The following is a 14,185-nucleotide window of genomic DNA, read 5'->3' as shown; positions in this document are numbered from 1 at the left end:
CGAGCCCATCAGCCCTGCGTCTGTGCTGCGGGTCCGGGTGCCAGCTGGGTTGTCTGCTGTCGCAACAGGTGGTCGGCCAGCACGAGGCAGACCATCGCCTCCACCATCGGCACCGCCCGGGGCAGCACACACGGATCGTGGCGGCCCCGAGCCGCCAGCACCGTGGGCTCACCGGCGCTGGTCACGGTCTTCTGCTCGCTCGCGATGGTGGCGGTGGGCTTGAAGGCGACGCGCAGCACGATGTCGGCCCCGTTGCTGATGCCGCCCTGGATGCCGCCGCTGCGATTGGTGACGGTGACCGGTCGCCCGTCGGGCCCCGGTGCGAATTCATCGTTGTGCTGTCGTCCGGTCATCAGCGTCCCGGCGAACCCGCTGCCGATCTCGACGCCCTTCGCCGCCGGCAGTGACATCACCGCGCCGGCCAGCTCGGCGTCGAGCTTGTCGAACACGGGCTCTCCCAGCCCAGCCGGAACCCCACGCGCCACACAGGCCACGACGCCTCCCAGCGAGTCGCCGTCGCGCCGGGCCGCCTCGATGGCCTCGGTCATCGGGACCGCAGCGGCGGGATCGGGGCATCGGGTCGGGTCGGCCTCGACGTCGTCACGCATCAGCGCCGCGGGATCAACGTCGGCGTTGATGTCGCGCACCGAGCTGACCCAGCCCAGCACCTCGGTGCCGACCGTCGAGAGAATCCTGCGGGCGACGGCGCCTGCCGCCACCCGGCCGACGGTCTCGCGAGCAGAAGCCCGGCCGCCCCCCTGCCAATTGCGGATCCCGTACTTGGCCTCGGTGGTGAAGTCGGCGTGGCTGGGCCGGTACACGGCTGCCATGTCCGCATAGGCACCCGGCCGGGCATCGGTGTTCGCCACCGTCATGCCGATCGGCGTCCCCAGCGTCAGGCCCTCGAAGACACCCGAGTGGATCGTGACCCTGTCGGCTTCATCGCGCTGGGTGACCAGGCGGCTCTGGCCGGGACGGCGGCGATCCAGATCGACCTGCACATCGGCTTCGTTCAGCTCAATGCGCGCGGGGCAGCCGTCGATGATCACTCCCAGCGCTCCGCCATGGGATTCGCCGAAGGTGGTGACCGCGAAACGCTCCCCGAACGTGCTGCCGCCCATGGCAGAACCCTACGGCGGCGGTTGGCGCCCGACGCCGTTCTTTTTCCCGTGCAACCTGGGCGTGTGCCGCTCAGCCCGCCTCGTCGGAGTCGCTGTCGCCATCGCTGGGCCCCGACTGGCGCTGCTCGGCCAGGAACCTCTGGAACTCCTGTGCCAGATCGTCGCCGCTGGGCAGGTTTTCTTCGGCAGTGCGATCCGCTTCGGCTTCCAGCTGCTGGATGTACGACACGATCTCAGGGTCACGCGCCACTGCCTCGTTGACCCGCTGCTCCCAAGCCTGCACGCTGGAGTCCAGTTCGCTGTAACCAGTCTTCACGCCGGTGACCGTCTCCACATGGGCCAGCAGCGCTCTCGTGCCCTTCGGGTTCGGCGGCCCGGCCACATAGTGCGGCACTCCCACGCGTAGCGACACCACCGGCAGCGACGCCTGGTCGAGCACGTCATGCAGCGTGCCGATGATGCCGGTTGGACCTTGGTAGGTGGGCCGGTCCAAACCCAGCCGGGCGGCCAGCTCGGCATTGGCCGCGCTGCCCTTCACCGACGCGGTCCGCGAATGCGCCACGCCCGCGACCATCGCCCCGAGCGTCACCACCATCTCGCAACCCAGCTCGCTGGCGATCTCCACGACACCGGTGCAAAACGTGCGCCAGCGCATGCGCGGCTCGATGCCCGACAGGAGCACGAGATCGTGCGGCGGGGCTGCCGGCACAACATGGCACTCGATCTCCGGCCAGCTGATACGGCGCTCTCCCTCGGGAGTGATCTCGATGTGGGGTCGGCTTTCCTGAAAGTCGAAGAATTCTTCTGGGTCGATGTGGCAGACGCGCCGGGCTTCGCTGCGGTCGCGGATCCACGACAGCGCGCCAGTGGCGCACTCACCGGCGTCGAACCAGCCCTCGAAGGCCACCAGCAGAAGCGGATTAGCCAGCTTTGGCGCGCCATCCCAGACGACTATCTGCCGCTTCGCGGCGTGATCAGCCCCATCGGTGGCATCACTGTGACCCATGGCATCACTATGGCCCATAATCGACCCGATCGCGCCAGGAATTCGCGCTCAGTCAGCCCACCGGAGCAGCGAGATGCGCTCGGTTGATCCCAGCTCGATTGATTCGAGTGCCTTGTTCGATGCGAGGTACAGCCGGCCGGCGATCACTGCGCTACCGGCAACTCGCGCCTCGTAGTCGACGTCGTACCAGCAATAGCGTTCGAAGGGGCCGACTTCCTCAGTGCCGTCGGGGCGGACCGTGATCTCCCGGGATTCGCGGCACTTGCGCAGCGGCGGGTCCGCATGACTGAAGCGGCCGAGTTCAGACAGCTCGTCGTCAACAGTTGTGAGCGCCACGGCACCGAGGAACGGAGGATCACCTTCGTTCTCGTCGCTCGGGTACTGGTTCATGGGCAGCACCGCGAGACCGGTTGGGGGCCAGTACAGGAACGCGAGCGCATCGAACTCCACCTGGCTGCGGCCACCCGGCGCTGTCCACTGGGCGATGCGTTCGGGCCGATCCAAATCAGAAATATCGAACAGCGACACCTGGGTGCCGAGTGTCCGGCCTTCTTCGTCGGCGTCCTGGCCGACGCCGAGCAACCGGTCGGCGCCGACCGGATGCAGATAGGCCGAATAGCCGTGAATCTTGAGCTCGCCCCGCACCGTCGGCGAAGCTGGATCAGTCAGGTCGATGATGTACAGCGGATCCGTCTGGCGGAACGTCACCACCGCAGCGATGTCACCCAGGTACCGCACCGCAAAGATCCGCTCGCCGACACCGAGCCCGCCGATCTGGCCGACCTCTGACAGGCCGCCGGCGTTAACTTCGAACACCGTCACGAGACTCTCAGAGTCGGGCCCACCCTCGAAGCGCCACGGCGGGACCGTTGTGGTCGCGATCCTCAGGTGGCCCTCGTGGGAGGACATCGAGTACTGGTTCAGCACGGTGCCGGTCACCGTCGCCGACCCGACGTAGGGGCTCGAGAGCGCGTCGCCGGTGTCGAACATGTGGATCTCGGACTCGGCGAGCGTGCCGTCATCGGGACCCTCTGGTTGGGTATGCCAGTTGAACCATCGGGTTGTCGTCACGTACAGGTGCGCCGGCGAGGCGTACACGGTGCTGCCGTCCGACATGATCGACGTGGTGTCCAACGATCCCGCCAGGCCGTCTGCAGCGATGTCGATGGTGGTGACGCTGAGCGTGCCCGGACCTGAATAGTGAGCGGGAGCCCAGACGCGGTCGCAATCGACGAGGCGTCCCCCGTCGACGGTTGTGCCGGCGGTATCGGTCAACTCGTAGCGCGGGAGCCAATGATCGACCGTCGTGCTGGCGACGATCTCCCGGTTTGCCTCGGTTGCCTGCTCCTCAGCGGCTATGCCAGCCGCCTCCGGAACGGTCCAACCGATGGCACGCGGCCTCGAACTCGTGACAATGCGGACCACGCCGTCGGTCATGCGAGCGCTGACGTAGTTGCCTTCGATGCTCAGCCGTCGCGCGACCGCAGGAACTGCCTGAGCAAGGTCGATCTCGACGATCTCGGTCGTGGGTCCCCAGCCGGGTTCCGGTTCGATGACATCTGCTGTGCCGTCGTTATCGGACACCTCGAAGGGAACGATGACGTCCCATCGCGTTGCGAACGCAAGCACTCGATCGCCGTGCAGCAGCAGTCTCCAGCCCCACAAGTCGTCGAGATCGAGCGTGGCTGCCAGCGACGGTTCCGGCCCAGTCACGTCGACGATCTGGACCCGGTTCTGTGTGGCGACGATGATCCGCTCACCGTCGGTCTTGATCACGTCAGGCTCGTCGATGCCCGCTTCCTGCACGTTAGAGGTGCTGTAGTCGACGCCCGCCTGCAACGACGCGAAGTCACCCGATGCTGCAGAGTCAGCGACAATCGCGCCTTCCTCGATGACATCCCCTTTGAGGCGCTGGCCGCCGACGAGACCCCACGGGCCAACGACTCCTGCCGCGTTCGCATGGACATAGCCGAGCACAGCGCCACAGTCGCTGAACCGCTCCAGCGCAGCGGTCTGTGCGCCGTCCGCCTCGCGCTGGCGCCTCAGCCGTTCCTCCGCCTCGCGACGCCTTCGTTCCTCTTCGACGCGTTGTCGCTCTTCTTCAGCCGCAATGCGTTCCTGCTCGGAAACCTCGCCAGCCGAGTCACCATCGACGTCGGCGTCCCTCGCAGCAGTGTCCTCATCGTCGTCACTCGACGGCTCGGCGCCAGGGTCTTGGCTGGTGGGAGTGTCAGGTTGCTCACCGTCGGTTGCTACCGACGGGCTCGTTATGGGCGCAGCGGAATCTCCGGCCGGAGCATCGGCGGAGTCGCTGGTGCAAGCGGCCGCAAACAGCCCCGCGGCGAGCAGTATGACCAGCAGTCGGCCAGACATCGGCTTCGATGCATGACGCATCTTCGAGTGGCTCATCACATAGACAGAGTCGTTGCGGCAGATTGACGTTCCGACGCCATCGTTACAGTCCGGTGTCAGCGATCCGGACGCAGCGACGTCCCGCTGAGTGATCAGGCCGGGGCAGGGTCGTTGCCGTCGGCGTCATAGAGGCCGTTGCGGCCGAGCCGTACGAGCAGTTCCTCGGTGCTCCACGGCAGCATCGTGGCGCCGCAGCGGGCATCTCGGTAGTGCTGTTCGAGCCTGCCCGGTCGCAGCAACGACCGGCCGCCGCAGGTGCGCAGCGCCAGCGACGCCATCTCGGGGGCGCTCTCCATCGTGGTGATCGTCGCCACTTGGGCACGGCGCAGCTGCTGCGGATCGGGGTCCGCGCAGATCTCGCCGAGCACGCGATACGTCATCGCCTGCGCCCGGTCGTAGATGAGCTGCAGCTGCGCCCAGCCGGTCTGCTTGATGGGGTGATCCCGAGACGCCTTCACACCGGACTCGCCGCGCAAGTACGTCCGCGTCGTGTCCAAGATGGCTCGCATCAGCCCCAGGTAGCTGAACGACAGGCTCATGTAGAATTGTGGGAAGCGCGACACCATCGCGTTGAACATCCCGGGCGGCAACACCTCATTCGCAGCCGGCACGAACACGTTGTCCATCAGCAGCGTGCGCGAGTCGGTGCCGCGCATCCCCAGCGGATCCCAGTCGCCCACGATCTCGACACCGTCGGAGTCGGCAGGCACGCCCAGCAGGCGAACGTGGGGATCGCCCTCCACCACGGCGAGCACGTTGTGCCGGTGTGCCGCGCCGCTCAGCGAGGCGAAGATCTTGCGGCCGGTCACCACATAGCCGCCGTCGGTCACCACAGCAATGGTGCTGAAACCTGCGCGAGCCCCCGGTGCCTGTCCCTCGGAGAAAGGCTGGGAGTGGATGGTGCCGTCGTGGATCATGCCGTGCCACAACTGCGGCCGATTCGCTTCGAGGTGGGCAGCCATCCGCCCGTCGGGATCCAACGCGCGGCCGTTGGGGCCGGCGAGCAGCGATTCCGCAATCGGTCCGGCCAGCAGCGCCGTCGCGGTATGCATGTTGAACGTCAGCGCGGTCGTTGCGCAGTGCCGTCCCATCTCCTCGGCCACCAGCGCGTAGCCCACGAAGTCCGCGCCGAGGCCGCCGGCGGACTTCGGGACGCACAGGCCCAAGAACCCGGCTTCGGCCAAGTCGTCCCAGTTGCGATGCGGGAAGCTGGCGTCGCGATCGTGCTCTGGGGCACGCTCGCCAAACGCAGGACCCAGTTCCGCCATCCGGGCGGCCAAATCCGCCCGTTCGGGCGTCAGCAGTTCGTCACTCATCGCTCTCACCCTTGCACTTGTCAGCGTTTGCTCCCAAGCGGAGGTGGGCCGTAGCCCCCGCCGCCCGGAGTGTGGATCTCAATGACATCGCCCGCGGCAACTTCGGTGCGGGCGCACCCAGCCAGCTCGATCACGGCGCCATCGGATCGCTCCAGCAGATTCCGGCCGAGGGCGCCGGGCCGGCCGCCGGCGACACCAAACGGCTCGATCCGCCGGCGCGAGCTGAGCAGGTTCACCGTCATTGCCTCGCCGAAGCGCAGCCGGCGCACCACGCCGTCGCCGCCCCGGTTCGCCCCAGCGCCGCCCGAGCCCCGCCGCACCTCAAACCGCTCCAGCAGCACCGGGTGGCGCTGCTCGAGGATCTCAGGGTCGGTGAGGCGGGTGTTGGTCATGTGCGTGTGCACCGCGTCGGCGCCGGGTCGGCGAGCTGTCGCGCCGGCTCCCCCGCAGATCGTCTCGTAGTACTGGTGCTCCGCATTGCCCCAGATGAAGTTGTTCATCGTGCCCTGCGAGGCCGCCACCACGCCCAGGGCGCCGAACAGCGCGTCGGTGATCTGCTGGGAGGTCTCGACGTTGCCGGCGATGACCGCTGCAGGTGGGTGCGGTGACAGCATCGAAGGATCAGGCACAACGAGTTCCAAAGGCCGCAGGCAGCCCGCATTGAGCGGAATGGCGTCGTCGACCATGCAGCGGAACACGTACAACACCGCCGACCGGCAAACCGCCGTGGGTGCATTGAAGTTGCCAGGGTGCTGCCCGCTGGTCCCGGTGAAGTCGACGACAGCTCCCCGCGCCGAGCGATCCACCGAGATGCGAACGCAGATGACGCTGCCGTCATCGAGTTCGAGCTGATAGCTGCCCCGATAGTTGCTATTGCCTAGAGCGTCGATCACCCGCCGCACCATCTCTTCGGCGTTGTCGGCGACGTGGCTCATATAGGCGTGCACGACCTCGAGCCCGTAGTAGTCGACGATGCGTGCCAGCTCGGCGGCGCCGCGCTCGCAGGCGGCGACCTGGGCTCGCAGGTCGGCGATGTTCTGATCGGGGTTGCGGGCCGGCCACGGGCCGCTTCCGAGCACGTCGCGGACCTGCTCTTCGAGAAAGCGGCCCCCGGCCACGATCTGGAGGTTGTCGAGGACGAGCCCTTCCTCGTCGATGGTGGTCGAGTCGGCGGGCGCCGAACCGGGCACGCAGCCGCCGATGTCGGCATGGTGGCCGCGGGAGGCCACGTAGAAGATCCGATCCGTGCCTGAGGCATCGAACACGGGCCGCACGACGGTCACGTCGGGCAGGTGGGTGCCGCCGTTGTACGGGTTGTTCAGGACGTACACGTCACCGGGCGACATCGTCGGGTTCTGGGTGATGACCGTGCGGATGGACTCGCTCATCGAGCCCAGGTGCACCGGCAGGTGCGGCGCGTTGGCAACGAGCTGGCCAGCGGTGTCGAAGAGCGCGCAGCTGAAGTCGCGCCGCTCCTTGATGTTGACCGACACCGCGGTGTGCTCGAGCACAACGCCCATCTGCTCGGCGATGTTCATGAACAGGTTGTTGAAGATCTCGAGCTGCACCGGATCGACGCTGGTGCCGATCGCGACCCGTGACGGTCGAGCCACGACACGTTCGAGCACGAGATCGCCGCGGTCGGTGATCGTGCCCTGCCAGCCCGGTTCGATCACGGTGGTGGCGTTCGGTTCGACGATGACTGCGGGGCCAGCCATGACTGCTCCTGGTGCCAGCGCAGTGCGATCCCAAAACGGTGTGCCGTAGGGCGCGCAGCCCGGCGGGGCTTCCGCGCTCATGTAGGTGGGGTGCGTGGCCAATAGCGCCTCACGGTCACCCTCGGGCGGAGTCGCCGGAGGCGGATCGACTGCCTGGCCGCGGGCTTCGATGTGCAGTGCGTCAACCACCAACGCCTGATCTGGTGCGCTGAACCCGAATCTCGTCCGGTGTGCTGCTGCGAATTCGCTCGCTACCTCGTCGGCTGAGCCCAGAAGCACTTCGAGCGTCGTGTCAGAACCGCGGTAGCGAACTGCCAGACGCCCGGTGACATCAATGCGGTCCTGCGACACCCCCGCAGCGGCCACGGCCTCGACTGCGGTCGGGCTGGCTGCGGCGAGCCGCCGATGCAGCGCGTCGATGAGCTCGCTGTCTAGCGGGGCCTCGATCGGTGCAGCGCGCAACTCGGTGACGTCAGCCAGCCCGATGCCCAGCGCGGACAGCACCCCAGCGTGGGGATGGATGAGGATCGTGGTGATGCCGAGCCGGTCTGCCACCCGGCAGGCATGCTGGCCGCCGGCACCGCCGAAGCAGACCAGCGTGTAGGCGGTGATGTCGTGGCCCCGCTCGGTGCTGATCTTGCGGATCGCGTTGGACATGTTCTCCGCCGCGATCTCGCCGTACCCGAAGGCCACCTCGGCCGCACTGCGCTGCACGCCAGTGGCCTGCGCGATCTGAGCGGCCAGCTCGGCAATGCCATAGGTGGCAGCATCGACATCGAGCGGCTGGGTCCCGTCGGGGCCGAACAGCGACGGGAAGAACTCGGGCCGGATCACGCCCAGGGTGACGTTGGCGTCGGTGAGGGCAAGCGGGCCGCCGTTGCCGTAGCTCGCGGGTCCGGGGTCGGCGCCGGCCGACTCGGGACCGACACGCAAGCGGCTACCGTCGAAGGTGAGCAGCGACCCGCCTCCGGCCGCCACCGTGTGCATGTCGATGATGGGAGTGCGCACGCGGATGCCCGCCACCTCGGTCTCGTTGGCCCGCTCGAACTCGCCGGCAAAGTGCGAGACGTCGGTTGACGTGCCGCCCATGTCGAAGCCGATGAGCTGGGAGAAGCCCGCCGCCCCGGCGGTGCGCGCCATGCCTACGACACCACCGGCTGGTCCCGACAGCAGCGCATCGCGGCCGGTGAATCGCCGGGCATCGGCCAGGCCGCCATTCGACTGCATGAACTGCAGCTGCGGACCCTCCGCCGACGCAACAGCGTCGCTGTTTCCGATTCTCGACGCCACAGCGTCGACGTAACTGCGCAGGATCGGGGACAGGTAGGCGTCCGCAACGGTGGTGTCGCCCCGGGGAACGATCTTGACGAGTGGGTCCACCTCGTGACTGACCGAGACCTGCTCGAAGCCGATTTCGCGGGCTGCAGCGGCTAAGGCCGCTTCATGATCGGGGTAGCGGTAGCCGTGTACCAGCACGATCGCGACTGCAGTCATGCCGCGCTCACGTGCCGCAGCCATGCCCACGACGGCAGCGGGCAGGTCCAACTCTCGCAGCACCGTGCCGTCCGCAGCGATGCGCTCAGAGACCTCAAGCACCTCGGCGTAGAGCATCTCGGGCAGGACGATGTCGAGCTTGAACAGGTGCGGGCGGGTCTGGTACCCGATGCGCAGCACGTCGCCGAATCCTGCGGTCGTCACGAACAGCGTCGGCACGCCACGCCGTTGCAGGAGCGCATTGGTGGCAACCGTGGTGCCCATCTTCACGGACCTGATCCGCTCAGGTGGCAGCGGTTCGCCCCGCGGCACGCCGAGCAGGTCCGCGATGGCAGTGGTGGCAGCGTCGTCGTAGCGGCGCGAGTCCTCGCTCAGCAGCTTGTGCGTGACCAGGCTTCCGTCGGGACGGCGGGCCACGACGTCGGTGAACGTGCCCCCACGGTCGACCCAGAAGTCCCAGCCATCCGGCGATTGGCTCATCTGTTGACCCTAGATGTCGTCACCTCAGCGGTCCGCGGCACGGCTCGTGTCTCGCTCAGCTGGGAATGACCGCTGTAGCGATGATCTCGACCAGGGCGTCGGGCTCGAACAGGGCGGTGGTGCCGAGCACTGCCATGGCCGGGAAGTGGCGGTCCAGATGCTTGCGATGGGCGCCGCCCACGCCGCGGCGGTCGTCGCGGTACGCCTGCACGTCGGTTGCATACACGACGAGCGACACGATGTGGTGGGGTTCGCCACCGGCGTGTGCCAGCGCCTCGACGACGTTGCCCAGCGCCACGTCGTACTGCTCGGCGAATGTGTCCCCGACGACGGCTCCGGTCGGGTCAGAAGAAATCTGCCCGGCGATGTACACGGTTCGCCCGTCCGCGGGGACGACGGCGTGAGCGAAGCCGGGGGCCGGCGCCATGGAATCCGGACTGATCAGCCGGTGCGTTGTGGTCATGTCATCGTCCCTTCCAGTTCGGCGTTTCCGAGGCCCCGAACGCACGGTGGAACTCGGCATGATCCTCGGTGCGCATCAGCAGCGCCTGGGTCATGGCTTCGAACTCGATCGCTGCAGCGAGGCTCATGTCGGCCTCGCGGCTGATCAGCAGCTTCGTGGCCCGGTACGCGAGCCGAGGCCCGTCTGCGAGCCGCCGGGCGAGCGCCGTGCACTCCTCGAGCAGGTCGTCGGGATCGACCACCCGGTTCGCAAGCCCGATTTCGACTGCATCGGCAGCAGAGACAGGATCGCCGAACATGAGGATCTCGGTGGCGCGGCCGTGGCCGACCAGCCGGGGCAGCAGGTAGGCCGAGCCCATGTCGCCTCCGGAGAGGCCGACCTTGGTGAACAGGAAGCGGAACGTGGTCCCCCGCACACAGATGCGGAAGTCCGACGCCAGCGCGATCACCGCGCCGGCCCCGGCGGCAGTGCCGTTGACGGCCGCAATGATCGGGATCGGGCACTCGCGCATGTTCTGAACGACTGCACCGGTCATGTGAGTGAACTCGAGCAGGCGGGCGGGATCGAACCTCACCAATTCGCCGATGATCTCGTCGACGTCGCCGCCAGAGCAGAAGCCCCGTCCCTGACCGGTGATGACGATGGCGTCGATGTCGCCGCGCAGCGGCGCCTCACGGAACAGATCGCGCAGGTCGGCGTACACATCGAAGGTGAGCGAGTTGAGCGTTTCCGGGCGCTGGAGCGTGATCGTGGCGACCCGATCATCCACAGAGACGTCGAAGTGCTCCCAGTCGTCGGTGAACCCAGCAGATGCGCGGAACGTCATGTCGGCGCTCCGTCGAGCACGATCTCTTGACCGTTGCGGTCTGACTCCACAAGCGCCATCACTGCGTCGACCACCTCGGCAATTTCGATGATCCGTCCATGGGGTGTGGCCTTGGCAAGTGCCGCCTCAGCATCCGCGAGGTTCTTGCCGGTCTTTTCCGCGATGTTCGCGATGGTGGCAATGGTCATCTCGGTGCGGACGAACGTCGGGCACACCGTGTTGGCCGTGACACCGGTTCCCGCAGCCTCAGCCGCAACAACCCGCATCAGGCCCATGACGGCGTGCTTGGACGCTGCGTAGGCGGCGATGTACTTGTCGCCCTCGACGCCGGCGATCGACGCAACGGTCACGATCCGGCCTGTGCCGCGCTCCAGCATCCCGTCGATGATCGCTCGGGTGCACAGGAACGCCCCGGTCGCGTTGACAGCCAGGCTGTGGTTCCACTGTGCGAGCGTGGTGCGCCCCAGCCGATTCGACGACGAGATGCCGGCGTTGTTGACGAGGATGTCGACTGGGCCGATGTCTGAGAACGTCGAGGCGACCTGCTCTTCATCGGTCACGTCGCAGATGCGGGCCGCGATACCCGGCAGCGGCTCCGCGGCCTCCGACGTCGCCAGCGCGGTGACATCGTGGCCAGCAGCGGCGAGCCGCAGGCCGACGGCTCGACCGATGCCGCGTGTGCCGCCAGTGACCACGGCCGTACTCATGCCGTGGCCCCGCTGCGATTCAGTCGACCAGGCTCGCCCCGGCGGTTGGCGGCGATGTCGAGCATCGTCAGAACTATACTACTCTTTTGACTATCGCAAAATTCCGGCAATTGCCCAAATGCCTCGAATTCGTATGCGCTGATGTTGTGCTCGAAAGCAGTTGATGTGGCAACTGTGACCTCGCTTGAACCGATCCGACGAATGTCGGCGAACCGGGAGCGGACACCCCGATGAAGATCGCGTGCATCGGCGGAGGCCCGGCCAGCCTGTTCTTCAGCATCCTGATGAAGCAGCAGGATCCGAACCATGACATCACCGTGTACGAGCGCAACCGCCGTGGCGACACGTTCGGGTTCGGCGTGGTGTTCTCCGACGAGACCTTGGCCAACATTGCCGAGTCCGACCCAGATGCCATTGCAGCAATCGAATCGGAGTTCCGTCATTGGGGTGCGATGGATGTCCGCTACTGCGGCCGGACCATCTCCTCCGACGGCCACGGCTTCGCCGCGATTTCTCGGGTGCGCCTGCTCGAGATCCTGACCTGCCGGGCGACCGAGCTCGGCGTGTCCGTCGAGTTTGAAACCGAGGCTGACGTCGACGCCTTAGGAGACGACGTCGACCTCGTGGTTGCCGGCGATGGCGTCAACAGCGGCATCCGCGCCCGCTACGCGACCCAGCTGCGGCCCACGATCAGCTACGGATCGGCGAAGTACATCTGGACAGCAACCGACGCGCCCTTCGACCGCTTCACCTTCATCTTCGAAGACACTGGACACAGCGAAGACACTGGACACAGCGAAGACACTGGCAACGGCGCCGTACAGGCGCACATCTATCCCTACAACGACAGGCGTTCGACGTTCATCGTCGAGATGGCCGAAGCAACCTGGAACCGGGCACAGCTCAGCGGCCACGACGCCGGGTTGGCCCCTGGCGAATCTGACCAACATGCCCTGGGGTGGTGCAGCCGGCTCTTCGCCCGCCACCTCGGCGGACGCCCGCTCATCGGCAACAACTCGAGATGGATCAGCTTCCCCCGAATCTCGTGCGAGTCGTGGGTGGTGAACAACGTCGTGCTGCTGGGCGACGCCGCCCACACGGCTCACTATTCGGTCGGCAGCGGCACCAAGATGGCGCTGGAAGACGCCATCGCACTCGCCGACGCCATGGCCGCAGCCGGCGATGTGTCCACAGCGCTCAAGAACTTCGAGGCGGAGCGACGGCCCCAGATCGAAAGCTTGCAGCGGGCCGCGGCGACCAGCGAGGACTGGTTCGCACACGTCGACCACCACCGCCAGCGTCCCTTCGAGCAGTTTGCGTTCTCGCTGTTCACGAGGTCGCAGCGGGTCACTTACGACAACCTGCGTGAGCGAGACGCCGGCTACCTCGACGAGACCTTGCGTTGGTTCGCATCCCAGCAGCCGCGCTCCGCCCAGCCGTCGACGCCGGACACACCGCCGATCTTCTACCCGTTCGCGCTGCGTGACGTGACTTTCGGAAACCGCATCGGCGTGTCGCCGATGGCGCAATACAGCGCTGTCGATGGCATGCCGAACGACTGGCACAAGGTGCACCTGGGCAGCCGCGCTGTCGGAGGCGCCGCTCTGGTGATGACCGAGATGACCTGCACGTCGCCAGAGGCCCGCATCACGCCTGGATGCACCGGGATCTGGAACACCCCCCAGGCCGAGGCCTGGGCCGGGATAACCAGGTTCGTACACACCTTCACCGAAGCCAAGATCGGCATGCAGATCGGCCACGCCGGCCGCAAGGGTTCAACAAAGGTGCCGTGGGAGGGCGAAGACGTACCGCTCGATTCCGGCAACTGGCCGCTGGTGTCAGCCTCTCCGCTGCGGTACCGCGGCGGCAGCCAGATGCCAGCGGAGATGTCGTATGAGCAGATGGACGCCGTACTCGACGACTTCGTGGCGACAACCCATCGAGCGGCCGACGCCGACTTCGACTTGGTGGAAGTCCATGCTGCGCACGGCTATCTCCTGTCGTCGTTCCTGTCGCCAGCGACGAACCGGCGCGGCGACGATCACGGCGGCACGCTCGAAAATCGGGCGCGGTTCCCGCTGCGTGTCATCGAAGCGGTGCGGGAGGCCTGGCCCCACAGCAAGCCGCTGTCGGTGCGGATCTCGGCCACCGACTGGGTGGAGGGCGGGTTCAGCCGCTCCGAGGCCATCGAGCTGAGTCACATGGCAAAGGACTGCGGCGTGGACATCATCGACGTCTCGACCGGTCAGGTTGATCCCGACGGCGAGCCGGCGTATGGGCGCCTGTATCAGACGCCGTTTGCCGAGGCGATCCGCAACGCGGTCGGCATCCCGACGATGGCAGTGGGTGCCATCTCCAGCATCGATGACGTCAACACCGTGCTCATGGCCGGCAGGGCCGACATCTGCCTCATCGCCCGCGGGCATCTCGTCGACCCCTACTGGACCCTCAACGCCGCGATCGATCTCGGGCGCAGCGAGCAGCCGTGGCCCATCCAGTACTGGCCCGGCCGCACGAGCCGCCGCCGAGAACAGGTGCCAGACGCACTCATCGACCGCGACCTGCGCTGACGGCGATGTTTCCCGCTCTTGTTCCCAGTCCCTATTCGAGACGGGCTGACGGGCTGACGGGCCGCTCGGGCC

At 66.9% G+C, this 14,185-nt stretch carries 9 protein-coding genes; 1 reads left to right on the top strand and 8 read right to left on the bottom strand.

Annotated elements, in window-relative coordinates:
• Positions 1 to 8: 8 nt before the first annotated feature.
• The 8 genes from aroC to ACPXYO_RS02235 all read right to left on the bottom strand — a co-directional run bounded on the left by aroC (position 9) and on the right by ACPXYO_RS02235 (position 11,543).
• Complete coding sequence (aroC, locus tag ACPXYO_RS02270; protein ID WP_423916312.1) at positions 9 to 1,121, bottom strand: chorismate synthase; 1,113 nt, start codon at positions 1,119 to 1,121, stop codon at positions 9 to 11.
• Positions 1,122 to 1,191: 70 nt separating this feature from the next.
• Complete coding sequence (locus ACPXYO_RS02265; protein ID WP_423916310.1) at positions 1,192 to 2,127, bottom strand: PAC2 family protein; 936 nt, start codon at positions 2,125 to 2,127, stop codon at positions 1,192 to 1,194.
• Positions 2,128 to 2,175: 48 nt separating this feature from the next.
• Entirely contained in the window at positions 2,176 to 4,536 is a 2,361-nt protein-coding gene (locus ACPXYO_RS02260) for a beta-propeller domain-containing protein (RefSeq protein ID WP_423916308.1), read from the bottom strand.
• 95 nt (positions 4,537 to 4,631) lie between these two features.
• Positions 4,632 to 5,855 carry an acyl-CoA dehydrogenase family protein gene (locus tag ACPXYO_RS02255; RefSeq protein WP_423916306.1) on the bottom strand — a complete coding sequence of 408 codons (1,224 nt, stop codon included), beginning with the start codon at positions 5,853 to 5,855 and terminating at the stop codon, positions 4,632 to 4,634.
• Between the two features lie 20 nt (positions 5,856 to 5,875).
• Positions 5,876 to 9,547 carry a hydantoinase B/oxoprolinase family protein gene (locus tag ACPXYO_RS02250; protein WP_423916305.1) on the bottom strand — a complete coding sequence of 1,224 codons (3,672 nt, stop codon included), beginning with the start codon at positions 9,545 to 9,547 and terminating at the stop codon, positions 5,876 to 5,878.
• A gap of 55 nt (positions 9,548 to 9,602) precedes the next feature.
• The gene (locus tag ACPXYO_RS02245; RefSeq protein ID WP_423916303.1) at positions 9,603 to 10,010 is read right to left on the bottom strand and encodes a RidA family protein; all 408 of its coding nucleotides are present in this window, start codon (positions 10,008 to 10,010) and stop codon (positions 9,603 to 9,605) included.
• A gap of 1 nt (position 10,011) precedes the next feature.
• On the bottom strand, positions 10,012 to 10,836 hold the full coding sequence (locus tag ACPXYO_RS02240; RefSeq protein WP_423916301.1) for an enoyl-CoA hydratase family protein: 825 nt from the start codon (positions 10,834 to 10,836) through the stop codon (positions 10,012 to 10,014).
• Positions 10,833 to 11,543, bottom strand: a complete 711-nt coding sequence (locus ACPXYO_RS02235) for an SDR family NAD(P)-dependent oxidoreductase (protein WP_423916299.1) — start codon at positions 11,541 to 11,543, stop codon at positions 10,833 to 10,835. The genes ACPXYO_RS02240 and ACPXYO_RS02235 overlap by 4 nt, the downstream gene beginning before the upstream one ends.
• A gap of 230 nt (positions 11,544 to 11,773) precedes the next feature.
• Here ACPXYO_RS02235 and ACPXYO_RS02230 point away from each other — a divergent pair, with 230 nt between their 5' ends.
• Entirely contained in the window at positions 11,774 to 14,113 is a 2,340-nt protein-coding gene (locus ACPXYO_RS02230) for an FAD-dependent monooxygenase (protein ID WP_423916297.1), read from the top strand.
• Positions 14,114 to 14,185: the final 72 nt, after the last annotated feature.

The organism is Candidatus Poriferisodalis sp. (assembly GCF_965237655.1).
Classification (GTDB): domain Bacteria; phylum Actinomycetota; class Acidimicrobiia; order Acidimicrobiales; family Poriferisodalaceae; genus Poriferisodalis.
The sequence above is the reverse complement of the archived record's forward strand: the minus strand, read 5'-3'. Positions and strand labels throughout refer to the sequence as shown.

What these genes read in the sequence shown, in the direction of transcription:
- aroC (WP_423916312.1), bottom strand. Translation starts at nt 1,121, where the DNA reads ATGGGCGGCAGCACGTTCGGGGAGCGTTTCGCGGTCACCACCTTCGGC.
- ACPXYO_RS02265 (WP_423916310.1), bottom strand. Translation starts at nt 2,127, where the DNA reads ATGGGTCACAGTGATGCCACCGATGGGGCTGATCACGCCGCGAAGCGG.
- ACPXYO_RS02260 (WP_423916308.1), bottom strand. Translation starts at nt 4,536, where the DNA reads ATGAGCCACTCGAAGATGCGTCATGCATCGAAGCCGATGTCTGGCCGA.
- ACPXYO_RS02255 (WP_423916306.1), bottom strand. Translation starts at nt 5,855, where the DNA reads ATGAGTGACGAACTGCTGACGCCCGAACGGGCGGATTTGGCCGCCCGG.
- ACPXYO_RS02250 (WP_423916305.1), bottom strand. Translation starts at nt 9,547, where the DNA reads ATGAGCCAATCGCCGGATGGCTGGGACTTCTGGGTCGACCGTGGGGGC.
- ACPXYO_RS02245 (WP_423916303.1), bottom strand. Translation starts at nt 10,010, where the DNA reads ATGACCACAACGCACCGGCTGATCAGTCCGGATTCCATGGCGCCGGCC.
- ACPXYO_RS02240 (WP_423916301.1), bottom strand. Translation starts at nt 10,836, where the DNA reads ATGACGTTCCGCGCATCTGCTGGGTTCACCGACGACTGGGAGCACTTC.
- ACPXYO_RS02235 (WP_423916299.1), bottom strand. Translation starts at nt 11,543, where the DNA reads ATGAGTACGGCCGTGGTCACTGGCGGCACACGCGGCATCGGTCGAGCC.
- ACPXYO_RS02230 (WP_423916297.1), top strand. Translation starts at nt 11,774, where the DNA reads ATGAAGATCGCGTGCATCGGCGGAGGCCCGGCCAGCCTGTTCTTCAGC.